17 protein-coding genes are annotated in these 17,840 nt (G+C 45.7%); 1 reads left to right on the top strand and 16 read right to left on the bottom strand.

Features of this window, described 5'->3' with window-relative positions; translation table 11 throughout:
* Positions 1 to 3 precede the first annotated feature (3 nt).
* The 5 genes from prmC to ACTNCK_RS08860 all read right to left on the bottom strand — a co-directional run bounded on the left by prmC (position 4) and on the right by ACTNCK_RS08860 (position 3,689).
* Complete coding sequence (gene prmC / locus ACTNCK_RS08840) at positions 4 to 849, bottom strand: peptide chain release factor N(5)-glutamine methyltransferase (protein ID WP_441082153.1); 846 nt, start codon at positions 847 to 849, stop codon at positions 4 to 6.
* The gene (locus tag ACTNCK_RS08845) at positions 833 to 1,726 is read right to left on the bottom strand and encodes a DUF1385 domain-containing protein (RefSeq protein ID WP_441082154.1); all 894 of its coding nucleotides are present in this window, start codon (positions 1,724 to 1,726) and stop codon (positions 833 to 835) included. The genes prmC and ACTNCK_RS08845 overlap by 17 nt, the downstream gene beginning before the upstream one ends.
* 77 nt (positions 1,727 to 1,803) lie before the next feature.
* Positions 1,804 to 2,010 carry a 50S ribosomal protein L31 gene (rpmE, locus tag ACTNCK_RS08850; RefSeq protein ID WP_441082155.1) on the bottom strand — a complete coding sequence of 69 codons (207 nt, stop codon included), beginning with the start codon at positions 2,008 to 2,010 and terminating at the stop codon, positions 1,804 to 1,806.
* A 207-nt stretch (positions 2,011 to 2,217) separates the two neighbouring features.
* Positions 2,218 to 2,397, bottom strand: coding sequence for a 50S ribosomal protein L32 (gene rpmF, locus ACTNCK_RS08855; protein ID WP_441082156.1), 180 nt, complete (start codon positions 2,395 to 2,397; stop codon positions 2,218 to 2,220).
* A gap of 98 nt (positions 2,398 to 2,495) precedes the next feature.
* Positions 2,496 to 3,689 carry an acetate/propionate family kinase gene (locus tag ACTNCK_RS08860; RefSeq protein WP_441082157.1) on the bottom strand — a complete coding sequence of 398 codons (1,194 nt, stop codon included), beginning with the start codon at positions 3,687 to 3,689 and terminating at the stop codon, positions 2,496 to 2,498.
* 156 nt (positions 3,690 to 3,845) lie between these two features.
* Between ACTNCK_RS08860 and ACTNCK_RS08865 the strand changes: the two genes are divergently transcribed.
* Positions 3,846 to 5,102 carry a tRNA(Met) cytidine acetate ligase gene (locus ACTNCK_RS08865; RefSeq protein ID WP_441082158.1) on the top strand — a complete coding sequence of 419 codons (1,257 nt, stop codon included), beginning with the start codon at positions 3,846 to 3,848 and terminating at the stop codon, positions 5,100 to 5,102.
* Here ACTNCK_RS08865 and rlmH read toward each other — a convergent pair.
* The 11 genes from rlmH to ACTNCK_RS08920 form a co-directional block, all read right to left on the bottom strand.
* The gene (gene rlmH, locus ACTNCK_RS08870; RefSeq protein ID WP_441082159.1) at positions 5,074 to 5,553 is read right to left on the bottom strand and encodes a 23S rRNA (pseudouridine(1915)-N(3))-methyltransferase RlmH; all 480 of its coding nucleotides are present in this window, start codon (positions 5,551 to 5,553) and stop codon (positions 5,074 to 5,076) included. The two genes, ACTNCK_RS08865 and rlmH, sit on opposite strands and share 29 nt — an antisense overlap.
* Before the next feature lie 6 nt (positions 5,554 to 5,559).
* Positions 5,560 to 6,741, bottom strand: a complete 1,182-nt coding sequence (locus ACTNCK_RS08875; RefSeq protein WP_441082160.1) for a phosphoribosylaminoimidazolecarboxamide formyltransferase — start codon at positions 6,739 to 6,741, stop codon at positions 5,560 to 5,562.
* 11 nt (positions 6,742 to 6,752) lie between these two features.
* The gene (locus ACTNCK_RS08880; RefSeq protein ID WP_441082161.1) at positions 6,753 to 7,469 is read right to left on the bottom strand and encodes an IMP cyclohydrolase; all 717 of its coding nucleotides are present in this window, start codon (positions 7,467 to 7,469) and stop codon (positions 6,753 to 6,755) included.
* Between the two features lie 54 nt (positions 7,470 to 7,523).
* Positions 7,524 to 8,942 carry an NCS2 family permease gene (locus ACTNCK_RS08885; protein WP_441082162.1) on the bottom strand — a complete coding sequence of 473 codons (1,419 nt, stop codon included), beginning with the start codon at positions 8,940 to 8,942 and terminating at the stop codon, positions 7,524 to 7,526.
* 123 nt (positions 8,943 to 9,065) lie between these two features.
* Entirely contained in the window at positions 9,066 to 9,653 is a 588-nt protein-coding gene (locus ACTNCK_RS08890; RefSeq protein WP_441082163.1) for a hypothetical protein, read from the bottom strand.
* Between the two features lie 75 nt (positions 9,654 to 9,728).
* Entirely contained in the window at positions 9,729 to 10,607 is an 879-nt protein-coding gene (locus ACTNCK_RS08895; protein WP_441082164.1) for a DUF5688 family protein, read from the bottom strand.
* A gap of 50 nt (positions 10,608 to 10,657) precedes the next feature.
* The gene (locus ACTNCK_RS08900; RefSeq protein ID WP_441082165.1) at positions 10,658 to 13,048 is read right to left on the bottom strand and encodes an alpha-galactosidase; all 2,391 of its coding nucleotides are present in this window, start codon (positions 13,046 to 13,048) and stop codon (positions 10,658 to 10,660) included.
* A gap of 12 nt (positions 13,049 to 13,060) precedes the next feature.
* A complete protein-coding gene (locus ACTNCK_RS08905; RefSeq protein ID WP_441082166.1) occupies positions 13,061 to 14,467 on the bottom strand; it encodes an MFS transporter in 1,407 nt (468 codons plus the stop codon).
* A 21-nt stretch (positions 14,468 to 14,488) separates the two neighbouring features.
* Entirely contained in the window at positions 14,489 to 15,928 is a 1,440-nt protein-coding gene (locus tag ACTNCK_RS08910; RefSeq protein WP_441082188.1) for a DUF6938 domain-containing protein, read from the bottom strand.
* Positions 15,929 to 15,946: 18 nt separating this feature from the next.
* The gene (locus ACTNCK_RS08915) at positions 15,947 to 16,501 is read right to left on the bottom strand and encodes a TetR/AcrR family transcriptional regulator (protein ID WP_441082167.1); all 555 of its coding nucleotides are present in this window, start codon (positions 16,499 to 16,501) and stop codon (positions 15,947 to 15,949) included.
* Between the two features lie 148 nt (positions 16,502 to 16,649).
* A complete protein-coding gene (locus ACTNCK_RS08920; protein WP_441082168.1) occupies positions 16,650 to 17,834 on the bottom strand; it encodes a chloride channel protein in 1,185 nt (394 codons plus the stop codon).
* Between the last annotated feature and the right edge of the window lie 6 nt (positions 17,835 to 17,840).

Below are 17,840 nucleotides of genomic sequence, written 5' to 3' on the forward strand. Positions count from 1 at the left end.
AAATCAAATCCCGGTTCGTATGATGACCACACGGTCATTTCCGGCCAGATCCTTTATAGTCCTTATATCAGTAAAGCCATGTCCCCGGGCTATCTCTTCCACCTGATCTGCCTGGTCAAAGCCTATCTCAAGCATTATGGCTCCTCCTGGACAAAGGAAGTCCCGCGAATCTCCTATTATCCTACGATAGAAGAGCAGGCCGTCAGATGAGCCGTCAAGGGCATTAAGAGGCTCATGATCCTTAACCTCCGGCATCAGTCCTGCTATATCGCCGGTTCTTATATAAGGCGGATTAGATACTATAAGATCGAAAGCTTTCCCCTCAGGCAGAGCGCCAAAAAGATCGCCCTGAAAGAAGCTTACTGATGCCAAATTAAGAGCAGCATTCTTTCTCGCCAGATCAAGTGCAGCCTCCGAAATATCACAGGCCGTGACATATGAATCAGAAAGCTTATCTATGCTTATAGCTATACAGCCGCTTCCTGTACATAGATCAAGTACCTTAGGGCGTTCACTGAAATGCTCTATATACCCTAATGCACACTCTGATAAGGTCTCTGTATCCTGTCTGGGGCAAAGTACATCCTTATTAACAAGAAAGCGCAGACCCATAAACTCGGTATAGCCTGTGATCTGCTGCAGAGGTATCCGTTCTGCCCTCTGTCTTAGCATCTCCTCATAGCTTTCATGAACACGAGGGTCCACCTGCTCCCCTTTCATCAGAAGGAAATGTGAATGATCGATGGCGGCAGCCTCCTCCAGAAGCAGCCTTGCATCAAGGGCTGCATCAGGAACGGCTGCCTTTTCAAGCATATCAGTGCCGTATTTTAATTCACTGCTGTAATTCATGATCTCTAATAAACTTCTCCGGATCAAATACTGCTCTTACCGATGCTATTCCTACCTCAATCATGGAATCATCCGGCTCCCTTGTCGTAAGTCTCTGTATCCAGAGGCCCGGAGCTGCGAGAGCATCTACAAGTCTCCCCTCCGACCTTCCGGCTGCCCGGAGGAATTCATAAGAAATCCCTGCTATAAGAGGCATAAGCAGCAGCCTGAATAGCAGCTTTAAAAAAGTATTATCTGTACGTATGAACATAAAGAGCACAACGCTTATCAGAAATACTATGAAGATAAAGCTTGTCCCGCATCTCTTATGGAAACGGCTGCTTTTTCTTACATTTTCTACATTAAGCAAAAGATCGTGTTCTATGCAGTTAATGCATTTATGCTCTGCCCCATGATACATAAAGGTCCGCTTTATATCTGACGTCTTTCCTATCAGCCATATATATAGAAGAAAGATCACTATACGGATGATACCCTCGAGAAGGGTAATGACCCATTTCCTGCTGATATAGGATCTGGCAAGACCTGAAAGAAACATAGGAAGATAAAGAAAGACCGCTATTGCTACAGCAAATGAAAATATAAGCGTGATCCCTATTTCTGCCTTCTGACCCGCCTGGCTTTTCTTTTTATCCTCCTCGTCAAAAAAGGAGGCCGACCTGAACAGGCTTCCCATCCCTGTTATAAGAGAATTAAAAAATGAATAAATGCCTCTTATAACAGGGGTTTTCTTTACCCAGTCCGGCTCTGGGCTTATATCTATATCCTCGGTATGGATGCTGCCGTCTGATAGACGCACGGCCAGCGCGCCCCGGGTGCCGTTTATCATCTCGACGCCTTCCATTATAGCCTGTCCGCCAATTCCGCTGTATGCCATAAAACCTCACATGATGACAAATGAGCTTTCTCATTGTCATATACAAAAACAACCGGGGAGGATTCCCCGGCTGATGATTATTTATTGTCGATTCCGTACTTCTTATTGAACTTCTCGATACGGCCTCTGGCCTTATTAGCCTTCTGCTGGCCTGTATAGAACGGATGACACTTGGAGCAGATCTCGACGTGAATCGACTCCTTTGTAGAACCTGTAACGAATGTATTTCCGCAGTTGCAGGTAACAGTTGCCTGATAGTATTCAGGCTGAATAGATTTTCTCATCTTACACCTCACTACTTAAGCATATATGATAAAAGCATTCAATTGTACATCCCTAAACAACTATGTATTTATCACATCTAAGAACATTAAGGTAGTTCTTTTCACTAGGCTCGCACGGCGCTACGCTTGTGCTTGCCAATCTCAAAGAACGACCTCGTTTCGGATTCGACCATCGTCTTCGACTCGGTCTCATTTCGAAACTTTCGGTCAGTCTACTGCTACGATCTCACGCTTATTGTAAGTACCGCAGTTCTTGCAGACCCTGTGCGGCATCATGAGCTGACCACACTTAGGACATGGGACAAGTGTAGGAGCGCTCATCTTCCAGTTTGCTCTTCTCCTGTCTCTTCTTCCTTTTGAAGATTTGTTCTTCGGGCAGATTGACATACGTTACACCTCCTTAATTCTGAACTAAAGCTGCGCATAGTTATATCCGCAACATTTAGTATTATACAGGTTCATCCTATACTTGTCAACTACAAAATTCACTCAGTTGCAAGCCTTACTGTCTCTCTTGCTATGGCAAGCTCCTCATTGGTAGGGATCACATATACCTTTACCATTGAATTGTCTGTAGAGATCTTTCTTTCCTCTCCTGCGACCTCATTTGCCTTGCTGTCTATCTCTACTCCTATGAAGCCTAAGTATCTGCAGATCTCCTGACGGACAAAGCCGTTATTCTCTCCGACTCCTGCCGTGAAGGCAATCAGATCGACTCCGTTCATTGCAGCAGCATATGCTCCTATGTACTTGGCTACCCTGTAGACAAACATATCAACAGCAAGCTTTGCTCTCTTGTCTCCCTTGTCCTGAGCCGCAAGAAGATCCCTGAAGTCTGATGAGACACCTGAGATTCCAAGCACTCCTGACTTCTTGTTGAGAAGTGTCATAACCCCGTCGAAATCGAGTCCTTCCTTCTTTGCTATATATTGAACTGCAGTAGGATCTATATCACCTGAACGTGTACCCATTACCAGTCCCTCGAGAGGAGAAAGTCCCATTGATGTATCTACCGACTTTCCGTTAAGAACGGCTGAAACAGATGCTCCGTTTCCTAAATGACATACTATTATCTTTGAATTGGCAAGCTCGATACCGGCTACCTCTGCTGCTCTCTTGCTTACAAAGCTGTGGGAGGTACCGTGGAAGCCATAGCGCCTTACTCCGTACTTCTGATAGCACTCATAAGGAACCGCATACATATAAGCCTTTGCAGGCATCGTCTGATGAAAGGCTGTGTCAAAGACACCGACCATAGGAACTCCTGGCATAAGCTCCCTGCAGGCGTTGATCCCTATGATATTGGCCGGATTGTGGAGAGGAGCAAGCTCATTGCATTCCTCGACCTTTCTTAGCATCTCATCTGTTATAAGTGCGCTCTCTGTAAACTTCTCGCCTCCATGCACGATACGGTGTCCTACTGCTCCAATCTCGCTCAGGCTTGAAAGAACTCCGTTTTCCTTATCAACTAATGCGTCAAGTACCATCCTGACTGCTTCCTTGTGGGTAGGCATGGCTGACTCTGTAATGATCTTTTCAGATCCGGCCGGCTGATAGACGAGTCTTCCGTCGATTCCGATCCTCTCGCAGAGTCCCTTTGCGAGGACCTTCTCTGTTTCAGAGTCTATGACCTGATACTTAAGGGATGAGCTTCCACAGTTGATCACTAAAACCTTCATTTTTTCTTCTCCTTATTTTCATTCGCGGGCTGATCCCCGCAGCTTTTCTATTATACAACTGTATTTATGATTCTTCAAGATGATAAGTTTATATTGCCTTAAGCCTTCTTACATGCTATGCTTCTATCATATCAAGCCAATACTGAAAGGAAAATTATGCCTGTAACAGGAATTGTAGCTGAATTCAACCCCCTCCATTCGGGTCATGAGCTTCTGATAAGCTATGCAAGAAAGGACCTGGGTTCAGATTCAGTCGTAATAGCAGAAGGAGCTGATTTCACACAAAGAGGCGGCATAGCCTTACTTGACCGCTACAGCCGGGCAGAATGCGCTGTCTGTGCCGGAGCTGATCTCATCGCAGGGATACCTGCAATAGCCTCATGCTCAAGCGCAGAGATCTTTGCTTCATGCGGAGTTTCACTTCTATATGCCTGTGGCTGCGATACCATACTATGCGGCTATGAAGGCTCTTCTTCCCCTGAGGAAAGTGATGCAGCTCTAATAAAGCTTATAGCCTCCATACTTACTGATGAGCCCTCCCAATACAAAAAGGTCCTGCAGAAAGGCCTTCGTACTGGGCTTAGCTTCCCTAAGGCCAGAGAGGAAGCCATCCTTTCATGCCTTCCCGGGCATGATGATATAAGGGGACTGCTGTCAAGCCCCAACAATATCCTTGCCATAGAATACCAGAAGGCAATCACGAAGCTTGCACCATCTCTTAAGCTTGTGCTAAAAAAAAGGAAGGGGCAGGGCTACAATGACAGCATAAACGACGGCGAGTTCGTATCAGCCTCATATATAAGGAGACAGCTTTCCTGCGGGAATCTGTCTGCCGTAAAAAAGCATTTGAGCAGCTTTACCTATAAGGCAATAGAAAATGGCCTTGACGAAAATCTCCTGCTTTCTGACCGCGATCTTGACCTTCCCCTCCAGCTGGCTCTTTTGAGGGAGAAGTATAAGGGGCTTTCCTTCTCTCGCTTCCTTGATGTATCAGATGACTTATCAAACAGGATAGAAAGGCTGCTTCCCCGCTATCAGAGCTTTAATAGCTTTACAGACCTTCTCAAGAATAAAAGTCTTACCGCCTCCAGGATCAGGCGGGCCCTTATCCATATACTCCTGGGGATAACAGACCATGACCTGGACCTGCTTAAGCGATGCGACTTCAGGCCTTATCTCTGGATACTTCAGGCATCAGAAAAGGGACGGTCCATGCTTTCCCATATAAAAAAGACCCAAGGCATCCCTCTCTTCATGTCGGTAAACGAGCTTGGGTCATATAAGGACATGATACTAAAGAAGGACCTTGAGGTCAGAGATATATACAGAGCCATTCAGATAAGTAAAAGCGGTATACTGATACCTGACGAGAATTCCCGCAGGATCACTTGTGGTAAGGCTCATGATTTATGATTCGAAAGGATCTGTAGATCTGCTCTAAGAGCACTACCCTCATCAGCTGGTGAGGAAAGGTCATCCTTGAAAAGGAAAGCAGGAAGTCTGCCCTTTTTATGACCTGATCCGATAGTCCAAGCGATCCTCCGATCACGAAGACCAGATGGCTTTTCCCGGACAGGGCTGATCTGTCGATAAAGGTGGCCAGCTCCTCGGACGACATGGGCTTTCCGTTTATAGCAAGAGCTATCACATATGAAGAATCTGGAATAAGCTTAAGGAGACGGATACCCTCCGTCTCCTTTATCTTTTCTGTCAAAGCAGGGGAAGCATTCTCCGGAGCAGGCTCATCCTTTACCTCTCTTATAGAAAGTCTGGCATATCTGCCAAGCCGCTTAGTATATTCTCCTATTGCATCCCGGAAGAATTTTTCCTTCACCCTGCCGACACAGGCTATCGTTATATTCATAGCCTATCAGTGATGGAAAAGCCTGATCCCGGTAAATGACATTACCATTCCGTACTTGTCGCATGTAGCTATTACATTGTCATCACGGATGGATCCGCCCGGCTCTGCAACATAGCGCACGCCTGACTTATGGGCTCTTTCTATATTGTCTCCGAACGGGAAGAAGGCGTCTGAGCCTAAGCATACATCTGTATTCTTATCAAGCCAGGCCCTCTTCTCCTCTCTTGTAAATACAGAAGGCTTCTCTGTAAATACCCTCTCCCAGGCTCCGTCCGCGAGCAGATCCTCGTATTCATCACCTATATAGAGATCTATAGCATTGTCTCTGTCTGCCCTGTGAACATCGTCCCTGAAAGGAAGCTCAAGGACCTTAGGGCACTGACGCAGCCACCAGTTGTCAGCCTTGCTACCTGCAAGTCTGGTGCAGTGGATCCTTGACTGCTGTCCGGCTCCTATACCTATAGCCTGACCGTTCTTTACATAGCAGACTGAATTACTCTGTGTATACTTGAGTGTGATCATTGAAATAGCAAGATCTCTCTTTGCCTCATCGGTAAGGTCCTTATTCTTTGTCACTATATTATCAAAGAAATCCGGGCCTATATGAAGCTCATTTCTTCCCTGCTCGAAGGTAACTCCGAATACCTGCTTCTTTTCTATCTGAGCAGGCACATAGGAAGGATCTATCTGGATCACATTGTAATTGCCCTTCTTCTTGGCTTTCAGGATAGAAAGAGCCTCCGGCTCGTATCCTGGAGCTATCACTCCGTCGGATACCTCTCTTTTTATTATCATGGCTGTAGGAACATCGCAGACATCAGAGAGCGAGATGAAATCACCAAAGGACGACATACGGTCTGCTCCCCTTGCTCTTGCATATGCATTGGCAAGAGGTGAGAACTCAATATCCATATCATCGACCCAGTAGATCCTCTTTTCTACATCTGTGAGAGGAAGTCCTGTTGCAGCTCCGGCAGGAGATACATGCTTGAATGAGGTCGCGCAGGCAAGTCCTGTAGCCTTCTTCATCTCAGAAACCAGCTGCCAGCCGTTTAGGGCATCAAGGAAGTTGATATAGCCCGGTCTTCCGTTAAGCACAGTAACAGGAAGACAAGAGCCATCCTCCATATAGATCCTTGACGGCTTCTGATTAGGATTACAGCCATATTTTAATGCAAATTCTTTCATCTTTTTTCCTTTCAATTGTTTTTGTTTACGATACGCATCTCATATCTCTTTGTCTTTAGATCTATGAATCTGACAAAAAGAGAAACCTTATTGTCTGGATTCAGATTGTCCCAGACAAGGGATGTGAACTCGTCAATATCTCCGTTTATCTCTACTGGCGTCGGCTCTCCCTCAAAGGAAGGAAGCGGGTTGCCGTCTCCCATATATGTATGGATGAAGCGTCCCTCCCCTGCACGAGGCTTATCATATGAGAAGGTATATCTGTCGGTGCAGGACGGATCCATAAGATCGCTCTTAAGGATAGACATCTGGTAGGAAAATTCTCCGTTCTCTATAAGCATATCGGCAGAAATTCTGGGTGTGAAGTTCGGCTGATCAGGCTCGAATTCCCTTGACCTTAAGGACTGCTCGAATGTAAGTCCCTTGTTAAGGCCATCAAATATAGTATCAGTCTGATCTCCATTGGTGACTATAGTATGGTTTCCTGTGACTCTTACAGGAGCATAGATTATAAGAGAGGGATCTGAAAGCTTTGATGGATCAAAGGCCTGTGTCCTTATTCCCTGATCCTCGCCCTCAACGAAGATACGATTCCTTGAATTCACCGATCTCCCCATAATGAAGTAGGCGCATACCGCATACTTACTATCCTCTGATCTTCCTACAACAATACCTCTTCCGGGATATACATTTCCGGAAAGCTCCTTTGCCAGTGACAGCTTTTTCACTTTTACCTCCATTCTGACAGAACAAAAAGGGGTGCGAAACCGCACCCCGCAGGATCATCTTGGTATGAATATATATTTCAGTACAAAAAGTATTGCTAGAACATACATAAGTACCGTTACCTTCTTCTTTTCCTTCATGAAGCAGTTGCAAACGGTATTAATGATGACGTATGAAATGATACCGATTGAGATTCCCTCTGAGATGCTGTAGAAGAGCGGCATTGCTATTGTAGCAAGATATGCCGGGATCGCTTCACGGTAATCATTGAAGTCGATCTTTAAGATCGATGAAAGCATAAGGAATCCTACGAATACCAGTGCCGGTGAAGTAGCAAATCCAGGAATAGCCGTAAAGATCGGTGAGAAGAACATAGCTACAAGGAACATGATTCCTGTGACTACTGAGGTAAGTCCTGTACGTCCGCCTGCTCCTACACCCGATGCTGACTCAACATAGGTGGTCGTAGTAGATGTACCGAAAACAGCTCCTACTGAGGTAGCGCAGGCATCAGCCATAAGAGCTCCCTTTATGTGAGGAAGCTTTCCGTTCTTATCAAGGAATCCGGCCTTCTCTGAGCATCCAACAAGTGTTCCGATCGTATCGAAGATATCTACGAAGAGGAATGAGAAGATGACAACGATGAAGTTTACTATTCCCTTGTCATTCATGGTCTTGAAGCCATTAAAACACTGTCCAAATGTATTTCCAAACTTGGAGAAGTCAGTAAAAACTCCTGACGGAAGTACTGAATAGAATCCGTTCTTTGGATCAGGTACATATATGCCTGCTGCCTGGAAGATCATTCCAAGTATCCAGGTCGCGATGATTCCGATAAGGACTGCTCCTGTGATCCCCCTGATATAAAGGATCGCGATTATCATAAGTCCTATAAGGGCAAGAAGTGCAAATGACCCTGCCTGATGCCAGTTGGCCCTGAAATCCACATAGGTCACATAGGTGGAATCGGAATTAGCTATAAGCTTTCCGTCCTGAAGACCTATAAAGGCTACAAAAAGTCCGATACCAGCTGAAACGCCCTTCTTTAATGTAGATGGAATAGCATTGAAGATAGCCTCCCTGACATTTGTAAGAGAAAGAACTATGAAAACTACACCCTCTATGAATACAGCTGCAAGTGCCTCCTTCCAGGTGTAGCCCATATTCCCGCACACTGTGAATGCAAAGAATGCATTAAGTCCCATTCCCGGTGCAAGTGCAAACGGGTAGTTAGCCATAAAGGCCATACACAGGGTTCCGAAGCATGATGCCAGACAGGTCGCAATAAGGATCGCTGTCTTGTCCATGCCGGCAGCCGAGAGTATGTTAGGATTTACTGCAAGGATGTAGGCCATAGTCATGAATGTGGTGAAACCGGCCATGACCTCGGTTTTCGTGTTCGTTCCCATTTCTTTCATGTGGAACAATCTTTCGATAGCAGGGCTGCTCTGCTTTGCTGCTGAATTTCCAGCCATATAAAAGCTCCTTCTGATATTACTTAAAGGTTTAAAAGTTCCGTTAGAATTATATGTTACAGATTATTTTATGTAAAGATGAAAATATATTCATCTATACAATTTCCTTTATATGTATCAGACTCAGTTGCCCTTTTCCTCCTCGAAAAGAGATCTTGTAAGCTTATAGATGTCGTTGGCCTTTTTCTGTACCCGAAAGCATCTCTGGAGAGCTATATTGTACTCGTTCTTGTCCGGAGACTGGGCAAAGGCCTTATAGATACGTGCATACTGTACTGGCTGTAATCCTGCAGGCCTGACGGCTGAACGGATCTTTTTCTTTACTGAATCAGACAGATCAGCATGTCCTGAAAGCTCTACGCTTACTCTCTTCTTCTCTTCCTTCTTATCCTGCTTCTTCTCCTCAGCCTTCTTTTCCTGCTTTTTCTCAGGCTTCTTTTCCTGCTTTTTCTGTACCAGAGGCTTTTCCTTTGCCCCTACGACCTCTGCCTTTTCTGCAGCAAAGGCTGCTCTTGCCTTACTTAGCACATCTACAGAAAGCTGAATCGGATTCTCCTTTTCCTTATTCTGCTTCTCGGTTACAAGATCGACCGGATTTCTGCCATCCTGTGCGGAATAAATAAAGAAAACCGCATCGCTTCCGGCAGTGTCCTGGATCTCCTTCAGACCCTTAGCGCCAACAGAGGCATAGTCTACAATAAAAACACTCATTGGAAATCTCCTTTTCTAAAAAATCTTTATATACTATAGCCTATATTGGAAAAAAAAGGAAGTAGAGATTAGAGATTAGGGATTAAGGACTAGGCCCTTCCCCTCCCCATCGAAATGATAGACCTTTTCCGACAGCACCTCATCCGGGCGGACTACGGAACCGTTCACATCCTTTAGCATCTGCTTAAGGTCACTCTGGCTTATACAGAGCGAATCCGGTATCAGAAGGACCTCGTGGATTGATGAGGGGATCACCGAGAAGCCACCTCCAAGCCTATTGGCGAAGTCTAAAAGAGCATTGTGATAAAGCATTGTGGCTGCTCCCAGGTGACGCCTTGTGTTTGTCATCACATAGAAGGTCTGCCTGAATTCATCAGTCGACAGGCCCAATACATCCTCTATGCTGTCTATGCTTAAAGGGAAAAGCTCCATGGCACTTTCTATGGCAGCATCCAATAGCTCATCCCTTGTGATGCCCCAGTCGCTTAGCATATTTTCACTAATGGTAAAGGATACGAATTCATCGCCCTCTGCTCTTACTACATATACGAAAACGATCATCATATCAAGATATGGGAGATGGACTACATTAGACACCCAGTCACGATTCCCCTCGCCGCTGATAAGCTTCGGAACTATATGGCTTTTTGCACATTCAAAGTCAGATAAGTCCTCTTCGCTTATATCATCAGATGATATCCATCTGATACAGTCCTTTATATTCTCTACTATCTCCGGAATAGAAGTCCCGCCTCTGTACTTCTGATAGAAATAGGATGGATAGAATACATTAGGCGCCTTCCTTCCGGGCATTGTTATGAAGTAGGCGTCTATTATCCTCCCATCACATCCGCTTATCTGCGAAACAGAGGTCTCTCCAAGACCTTCCAGCTCCAGATCGAGAGTATCATATAAACGATCCCTGAATGCTTCGTATTCAACCTGTTTTTCCATATTGCCTCCTTTTCATAAAGAGGCAGAGATTCAGAAATATAATCTTTATATCATGACAAGGAGTCCTCTGTCAAGGAATCCCTATCGACCTTCTCGACTATATAAAGCCTTGAGGCAAAGTCTCCCATTACCCTTACACGCTCATTGTAGCCTGTTCCTGTAAATGCAGGAGGCAGGTTTATCCCGGCATTCATAAGAAGCGAGCCTGATACATTTTCTTCTAGCAGCTCGCAGTGGATCTTTACGAAATGGGCTATGGCCCCCTCGGCTAGAGATCCTGGCTTCACATGGACAGGAGATACCTGGTTTATCATGGATCCGAAAGTCCTTACATCGATATCCACAGGAAGATTATAAACATGATATCTGCCGCAAGGGTCAAGTCCCCTGAACTTCAGGTTCTCATATCTGATTCCTGGCTTTATCTCCTTTACAAGTACCATTCCTACCGATCTGGACCCGTCCTTATCGGTCACGACCCATTTTACAGTATTATCCTCATCGCTCATACGATAGAAGTCACCGCCCTGCATGGTGGTCCTCAGCTTCTTGTAGAGATCTACATAGCCTGAGAGCTCATGTATCTCCTGACTGCTCATATCAAGCGGATTCATCTCCATACCGAAGCTTGTAAATGCTGCCACATTAAACCTGGTATCAAGAGGCGTGACCCTTAGAGTCTGGTGATTAGGGCAGGCACTCACATGGCCAGTGACGCAGCTCATTGGATAGCCCATGCTGTAGCCCTGCTGTATGGTAAGACGGCTTATGGCATCGGAATTATCCGATCCCCATATCTGAGGGAAATAAGACAGTATTCCAAGGTCAAACCTGTTGCCGCCTGAGGCACAGCCCTCGAAAAGTATATGAGGATACTTTTTCACAAGGCCATCCATTATATGATAAAGTCCCAGTATATAGCGGTGGTATAGCTCCCCGCTGCTTCTTTCCTTAAGATACGGCGAATAGACATCTGAAAAAATACGGTTATAATCCCATTTCACATAGTCTATGGAAGCCGAGGAGAAGATAGCACACATGGCCTTGTAAACATAGTCTGCGACCTCAGGATTAGAAAGATCCAGTATTCTCTGATGGCGTCCCTCTGACTGCTCACTGTCAGGAGTCTGTATGGTCCAGTCCGGATGAGCCCTGTAGAGATCAGAATCCACATTTACCATCTCCGGCTCTACCCATATACCAAAGTACATTCCAAGACCGTGTATACGGTCGCACAGACAGGACAGACCATGAGGAAGCTTCTTTAGGTTTACCTTCCAGTCACCGAGCGAGCTTCTGTCATCATTCCTATTGCCGAACCAGCCATCGTCCATTACGAAAAGCTCAGCTCCGAGCTCCCTGCCCTTTTTTGCAAATGACAGAAGCTTTTTTTCATTGATATCAAAGTAGGCAGCCTCCCAGGAATTAAGGAGGACAGGGCGGGGCTTTTTCGCCCATTCTCCGGTCAGGATATGCTCCCTTACGAAATCCGCCATAATGATAGAAAGCCTTGAAAAGCCCTGATCACTAAAGGCCATAAGGCACTCAGGAGCATTAAATACTTCCCCGTCCACTAGCTCAAAGGAGAAGCCCTCAGGAGAGATACCGGTAAGTATCCTGGTCTTTCCATAGGTACTTACCGATACACTCTCATAATGGTTTCCGCTGTAGATCAGGTTGCTTGCCATGCATCTGCCATATTCCTCTGTAGCGTCAGGAGATGCTACTATAAAGAAGGGATTGGCCCTTGATGAGGATGAGCCAGCAATAGTAGATATGGAATAATTGCCTGAGCTTACTATGGTGTCATTCCTGTTCATCTCACGGGTCCAGGCACCGGTAAAGGATATGACCCTGCATGAGCTTGCGAATATATCGAGCTGGCCTGAAAGAAGCCGTTCCAGCCTTACCTTCTTTCCAGATCTGTTCTCGAAGGAAACACTTCTTGCTATGACATCTGAATCAGAAAAAACGGAGAAGTACAGCTTCAGCACATATCCATTATTCTTATCAGTCATAATAAGAGTAAGTGTCTGGGACAAAGCTCCCTCTGAATCATGGGATGATGGAAGACCCTCTATCTCATTCTTCCCGTCACTTATCAAAGAGCCTGTCAGGACAAAGTCCAAAGTCGAGTTGCCATCACAAGAGACAGCCTCTATCATGGGCTCCCTCAGATCTCCCTTACCATATGTCCCTACAAGAAGCCTTACATCCTCAAGAGTATAGGGATTGGGATCTGAATTATAATCGATGGAATTGCCCGGAGGAAACTCATTCTTTTCAGAAAGTGACTCTGCCTCACAGGCGCTTTCTATAGCTATCCTCTTCCCGTAATAGGCTGTTTCTATCTGCCCGGTGGGAAGAGTAAGAAGGACCAGACTTGTCTCTGGCGTATCAATAACAAAGGCTTCTCTTTTACCCTCAAGCTTTCTTATCATTTTTCCTCCTGATCAATAGCCCGCTTCCTTAAGGATCTTCTGGACCTTTTTCTCGTTGTAGAAGAAAAGGATCACAACTCCGGCCAGGCAGAAGGCCGATGCAGTAAAGGCTGCTATCCTGTATCCTCTTCCACTCTCAAGGCCTATTGTCCCCAATGAAGTAAATAAAAGTATGGCAAGTGACTGTCCCAGCTTCATCGAGAAGGTACGGGCAGCAAAGAACATGCCGTCATGATTTTCTCCTGTAGTATATGCGTCTGACTTTGCTATATCAGCAACTATGGTCTGAGGTATTATTCCTAGTATTGCCATAGGAAAGCAGGCTGTAATCACTACAAGGATTCCGCTTGCTATGCCTGGCAGACCGAATTTACCTGAAAGTCCTGTGATGATAAAGACAAGGCACATCATAATAAAGGCTGTCATAACAAGTCTCTTCTTTGCGAAGTGCTTCATCAGGAGATTGACAGGCACATAGCAGAGAACCGAGAGAAGAGTCATGGCTATATAAAGTATAGTGGAATAGCTCTCAGGCAGCTTCATAAGCACTGTTACATAGTGCAGAAGTCCTGTCTGGAACATAGTGATGCCGACCCAGTAACAGATATCGCTTAGGACGAAGACTCCGAAGCTTTTGTTGCTGAAGCATTTGATAAGCGATGAAAATGCCGAGCCCTCTGACGGCTTTGCGTCGATATAGTCTGTCTCCTTTATTGTAAAGGCAGGCACCAGAGCGCATATGCAGGCTATAATGGCCATTACAATAAATACTGTCCTCATGGCCCATACACGGCTTCCTATTGCCGGAGTGATGGCACTCCATATGGTAGGCGCCATATAGCCCATTGCCGAACCAATAATAAAGGTAAAGGATATTGCAGTAGAAATATCAGCAAGTGTCCTCTGGTCCCTTGAGAGCTCTGCAATAAGAGCATTATATGGAGTACAGTAAACTGTCATGAAAAGATAGAAAAGAAGCATCATGACAAGGACCCATACGGCATTTATTACTCCATTGCTTCCAAGCTTGTCTGCGACCGGATTTCCTGCTGTTGGACATATGTAGACCATAATAGTGATAAGGGCCAGAGGAATGGCTGCTCTTTTCATAAACGGTATTCGTCTGCCCTTTGGATTTCTGCTCCTGTCGGAAAGATTCCCGATCCAGGGATCCGTTATGGCATCAAATACCCTTCCTATGGCATATATGCCACCTATTATAGTGAATACTCCGAATATGACTCTGCCCTGAGGTATGAAATATATCATACCCTGCTTTACAGAGACATTATCAGGCTGATAGAATGACTCTATGAAATTTGTAAGGATTGCGCTCATAAGCGACCATCCCAGCTGACCAATGGCAAAAAGCCATATCACCTTTTTTGTAACAGGCTTAAGTTCCCTTTTTTCTGACATTTTATAACCTCCTTACGCCCCTTAATCCATTTCCTTTACAGCAAGCCTCACACAGTTATATGCCCCGTCATATATACCAAGTGTACGGTTTTGCTTAATGTTTTCGCACATATCTCCTATTATGCTTCCATCCTCTATCATAAGAGAAAGCATGGAGAGCACCTGAGCAGTCTCCCTTACCTCAAATGTACCGTCGCCTATCTCTGCCGAATGAATAGCACCCCACATCTCATGCTTTCCTACCCTTCTGATGAAAAGCTTTGGCACAGGATAAAAGGCAAGCTCAGATGGCTTCGTGACAAGACAGTCAGAGCATCTGATCAGAAGATTGGTGATATAGACAGCCTCAAAAATATCCTTATGATAAAAGGCATGGATACCTGTAATATCATTGTCAAGAGAATGCTTTGCAAAGGTACTGGCCTCGCCGAAATCATTGAAATGTCTGACTGAATTTTCCTCAAGGCCTGAGATCCTTTTTGCCATTTCCTCCCAGACATTCTTGTAATCGCCTACATTTACCATAAGGGCTGCCCTGCCCTCCTCTACAAGAGGAAGCAGGAAACGTATTATTGCCTCGAATATATCGGCCTGAGCTCCTGCTCCTCCTATGGAAAGAAGAAAACGTACTGGCTTTTTCTTCTCTATACGGTCAAGTCTTCTGGCGCAGTCAGCATCAATATTAGAGACAAGCTCATGATCTATATAATGTCCTGTATAGAATATCTGATCCGACGGTATCGGCTTCAGAGGCTTATCACCATAGAATCCGTTCAGGGTCCTGTAGCCCAGATATGCGTTATGGGTCTGAACAGTATGGATGGCGCCCTCGGCAAGATGCAGGGCCATAGGCCAGTTGTCCGGTATAGCCTCTATTACCCTCTTCATACCTCTGTGGACTGCAGCCTGGGCCGGCCAGGCATGGGTCGCTATGACAGGTATCTGCTCAGGGATATTCTGATAGACAGGAGCTAATAGCCTGCTGGTCTCCTGATCGGATGCATTATAGGTAAGCTTCTTGAAACCGGTATAGTTTAGCGGCTCCCAGATCAGCCTGTTGAAAATGGGATTCTTAGAAAGCCTCGATCCCTTTGAATAAAGATCATTCTGCTTTGATATGATCTTGGTCGCGGCAGTCTTTGGAAAAGAATTAAGATCCAGCCAGTAGGGCGTATATCCGAGAGCATGAGCCGCACTGGCCATTGCCATAGAGATACGGTAATGGCCGAATCCCATCCTTATGTTTGATACTATGATCCCCTTCTTAGTATCAAGCTCCTCTTCATTGTCGCCCTCGAGCCTTATATCAACGACTCCGAGCCGGTCATAGAGTGTTCTGTTTTTCCGAAGCCTTATCTGATAAGAGACATCGCCATCATCAGGACAGCTCCTCCTGTATCCCCCAGCTGCCCTTAAGGACTTCCGCGCCTCCCGCGGAGTAAGGGCATTTCCAAAGATCATTTCCAATTATGTAACCTCCTATGCTCTGATACCACTTATCATGATATCAGCCAGTCCTTCCAGTGCTTCCCCATAATGGATTCCATACTCATCAAGTTCACCTGTCGATAAGAACCTCTCGACAGCAGCATCATAGATCATCTGAAAGAGATTCAGATCCACCTCACAGAAGCTTCCGTTGGCGATACCCTCACGGATGACCCCGAGTGTCTGGTCCCAGCCGCTCTCGAGCCTTTCCTTTACTGATTCATAGGCCTTCGGATACTTGTCCTTGTAATCGAGAAATACAGGGAAATCAACTCCCTTGAAGGTCTCAGGCATGACTGAAAGCAACCTTTTAAGCTTCTCTTTAGAGTCAAGGCTCGCATCCGCTACTATCTCATCCTCGCTCTCCTTTATCTGATCGAAAACGAGATTCACCAGATCATTGATAAGATGCTTCTTATCACGGAAGACCGTATATATGGTCTTCTTGCTCATGGAGATCTCCCTGGCCAGATCGTCCATGGTAAACTTGATACCCTTTTTCTTGTAAACGCTTACAGCCCCATTAAGTATTTTTTCTCTTAACATGATTGCCTCCTGATAACAGATTCTCTTTTTCCTGGAAAACGGAAACTAAATATATATGCTTCCGTTTCCTATATGATAACAAAAACCCCCTCATATGTCATTTAGTAATTTTTAACAAAAGTTGATGCTGATTTTTGTGCAATCTGCACTAATCCCACCTCTGAGCCGAATAAAGTCCCCTTCTTCCGCTGCATATGAAGGCGACAGCCGAGGCCGCAAGGAAATAAGGTGCAGAGCCTGCTCCGAAGATCTCTATGCCTATGACAAAGGCTGCCATAGGGCAGTTGGTGACTCCGCAGAAAAGGCTTACCATGCCTACTCCGCAGGCAAGCTCAGGATATACTCCGAACAGATTGCTAAATACTGAACCTAATGCTGCGCCAATATAGAGCGCCGGGACTATCTCTCCTCCCCTGTAGCCTGCCCAGACAGATATCAGGGTGAATACTATCTTCAGTATGAACTGATATGGCATTGCACCACCCTTCATAAAGACAGGGATCATCTCTACTCCGGCTCCGTTATATTCCTGGCCCCTGAAAAGAAGAGATAGCATGAGAAGAGCCACTCCGCAGAAGAAGCCTCTTAAATATGGGTCGCTTATTATCTCGGCTGACCTTTTCATTCCCTTCCTGATCAGAGTAACAAAGGCAAGGGAAATAAGGCCGCAGACAGCTGCTATCACGGATACATATACTATCCTGATGCCGGAAAATGGAATCTCTGCAGCCAGCTCCATGCTAAGGTTCGGCGCTCCTATCCAAGCTGCAGTAAACCTGGCTGTATAGGAAGACAGAAGGACTGAAAAAAGCCATCTGGGATTGGTTCGTCCTACCACAGCTATCTCAAGTGCAAATACAGCCGCTGCCATAGGAGTTCCAAAAAGCGCCGAAAAGCAGGCTCCCATTCCCATGACGACGCACATATTTTTCTCATCGTCACTAAGTCTTAAGGCTCTGGCCAGATTATAGCCCACGCTTCCCCCCAGCTGTAAGGCCGCTCCCTCTCGGCCTACAGATGCACCGCAGAGATGAGAAAAGACCGTCGTAACGAAGATAGATGCAGTCATCTTTATGGAAACCGGTTTGGTCGAATAAACGGCCTCTATGACCCTGTTGGTGCCCCCGTCAGCCTCCTTTTCGAACCAGTTGTAGAAGAAATTGATAAGAACGGCTCCTATAGGAAGCAGGAGCAGGAAGGCCGGATGAGCTCTCCTGATATCCGTCGCTTTCTTTATACAGAGATAGAAGGCTCCTCCGGCCAGTCCCAGGATCACTCCAATGGAAAGCGAAAGGGCTATTAACCTGATCGCTTTTATGATTTTTTTTTGCATTTCCTT

This window comes from Candidatus Weimeria sp. HCP3S3_B5 (assembly GCF_052064335.1).
In the GTDB taxonomy this organism is placed as follows: domain Bacteria; phylum Bacillota; class Clostridia; order Lachnospirales; family Lachnospiraceae; genus Weimeria.

Excerpts from the sequence above, each read along its gene's own strand:
- rpmF (WP_441082156.1), bottom strand. The coding sequence starts at position 2,397 with ATGTCAATCTGCCCGAAGAACAAATCTTCAAAAGGAAGAAGAGACAGG.
- ACTNCK_RS08900 (WP_441082165.1), bottom strand. The coding sequence starts at position 13,048 with ATGATAAGAAAGCTTGAGGGTAAAAGAGAAGCCTTTGTTATTGATACG.
- prmC (WP_441082153.1), bottom strand. The coding sequence starts at position 849 with ATGAATTACAGCAGTGAATTAAAATACGGCACTGATATGCTTGAAAAG.
- ACTNCK_RS08885 (WP_441082162.1), bottom strand. The coding sequence starts at position 8,942 with ATGGCTGGAAATTCAGCAGCAAAGCAGAGCAGCCCTGCTATCGAAAGA.
- ACTNCK_RS08895 (WP_441082164.1), bottom strand. The coding sequence starts at position 10,607 with ATGGAAAAACAGGTTGAATACGAAGCATTCAGGGATCGTTTATATGAT.
- ACTNCK_RS08890 (WP_441082163.1), bottom strand. The coding sequence starts at position 9,653 with ATGAGTGTTTTTATTGTAGACTATGCCTCTGTTGGCGCTAAGGGTCTG.
- ACTNCK_RS08860 (WP_441082157.1), bottom strand. The coding sequence starts at position 3,689 with ATGAAGGTTTTAGTGATCAACTGTGGAAGCTCATCCCTTAAGTATCAG.
- ACTNCK_RS08905 (WP_441082166.1), bottom strand. The coding sequence starts at position 14,467 with ATGTCAGAAAAAAGGGAACTTAAGCCTGTTACAAAAAAGGTGATATGG.
- ACTNCK_RS08915 (WP_441082167.1), bottom strand. The coding sequence starts at position 16,501 with ATGTTAAGAGAAAAAATACTTAATGGGGCTGTAAGCGTTTACAAGAAA.
- rpmE (WP_441082155.1), bottom strand. The coding sequence starts at position 2,010 with ATGAGAAAATCTATTCAGCCTGAATACTATCAGGCAACTGTTACCTGC.
- rlmH (WP_441082159.1), bottom strand. The coding sequence starts at position 5,553 with ATGAATATAACGATAGCCTGTGTCGGCAGGGTGAAGGAAAAATTCTTC.
- ACTNCK_RS08865 (WP_441082158.1), top strand. The coding sequence starts at position 3,846 with ATGCCTGTAACAGGAATTGTAGCTGAATTCAACCCCCTCCATTCGGGT.
- ACTNCK_RS08845 (WP_441082154.1), bottom strand. The coding sequence starts at position 1,726 with ATGGCATACAGCGGAATTGGCGGACAGGCTATAATGGAAGGCGTCGAG.
- ACTNCK_RS08910 (WP_441082188.1), bottom strand. The coding sequence starts at position 15,928 with ATGATCTTTGGAAATGCCCTTACTCCGCGGGAGGCGCGGAAGTCCTTA.
- ACTNCK_RS08920 (WP_441082168.1), bottom strand. The coding sequence starts at position 17,834 with ATGCAAAAAAAAATCATAAAAGCGATCAGGTTAATAGCCCTTTCGCTT.
- ACTNCK_RS08875 (WP_441082160.1), bottom strand. The coding sequence starts at position 6,741 with ATGAAAGAATTTGCATTAAAATATGGCTGTAATCCTAATCAGAAGCCG.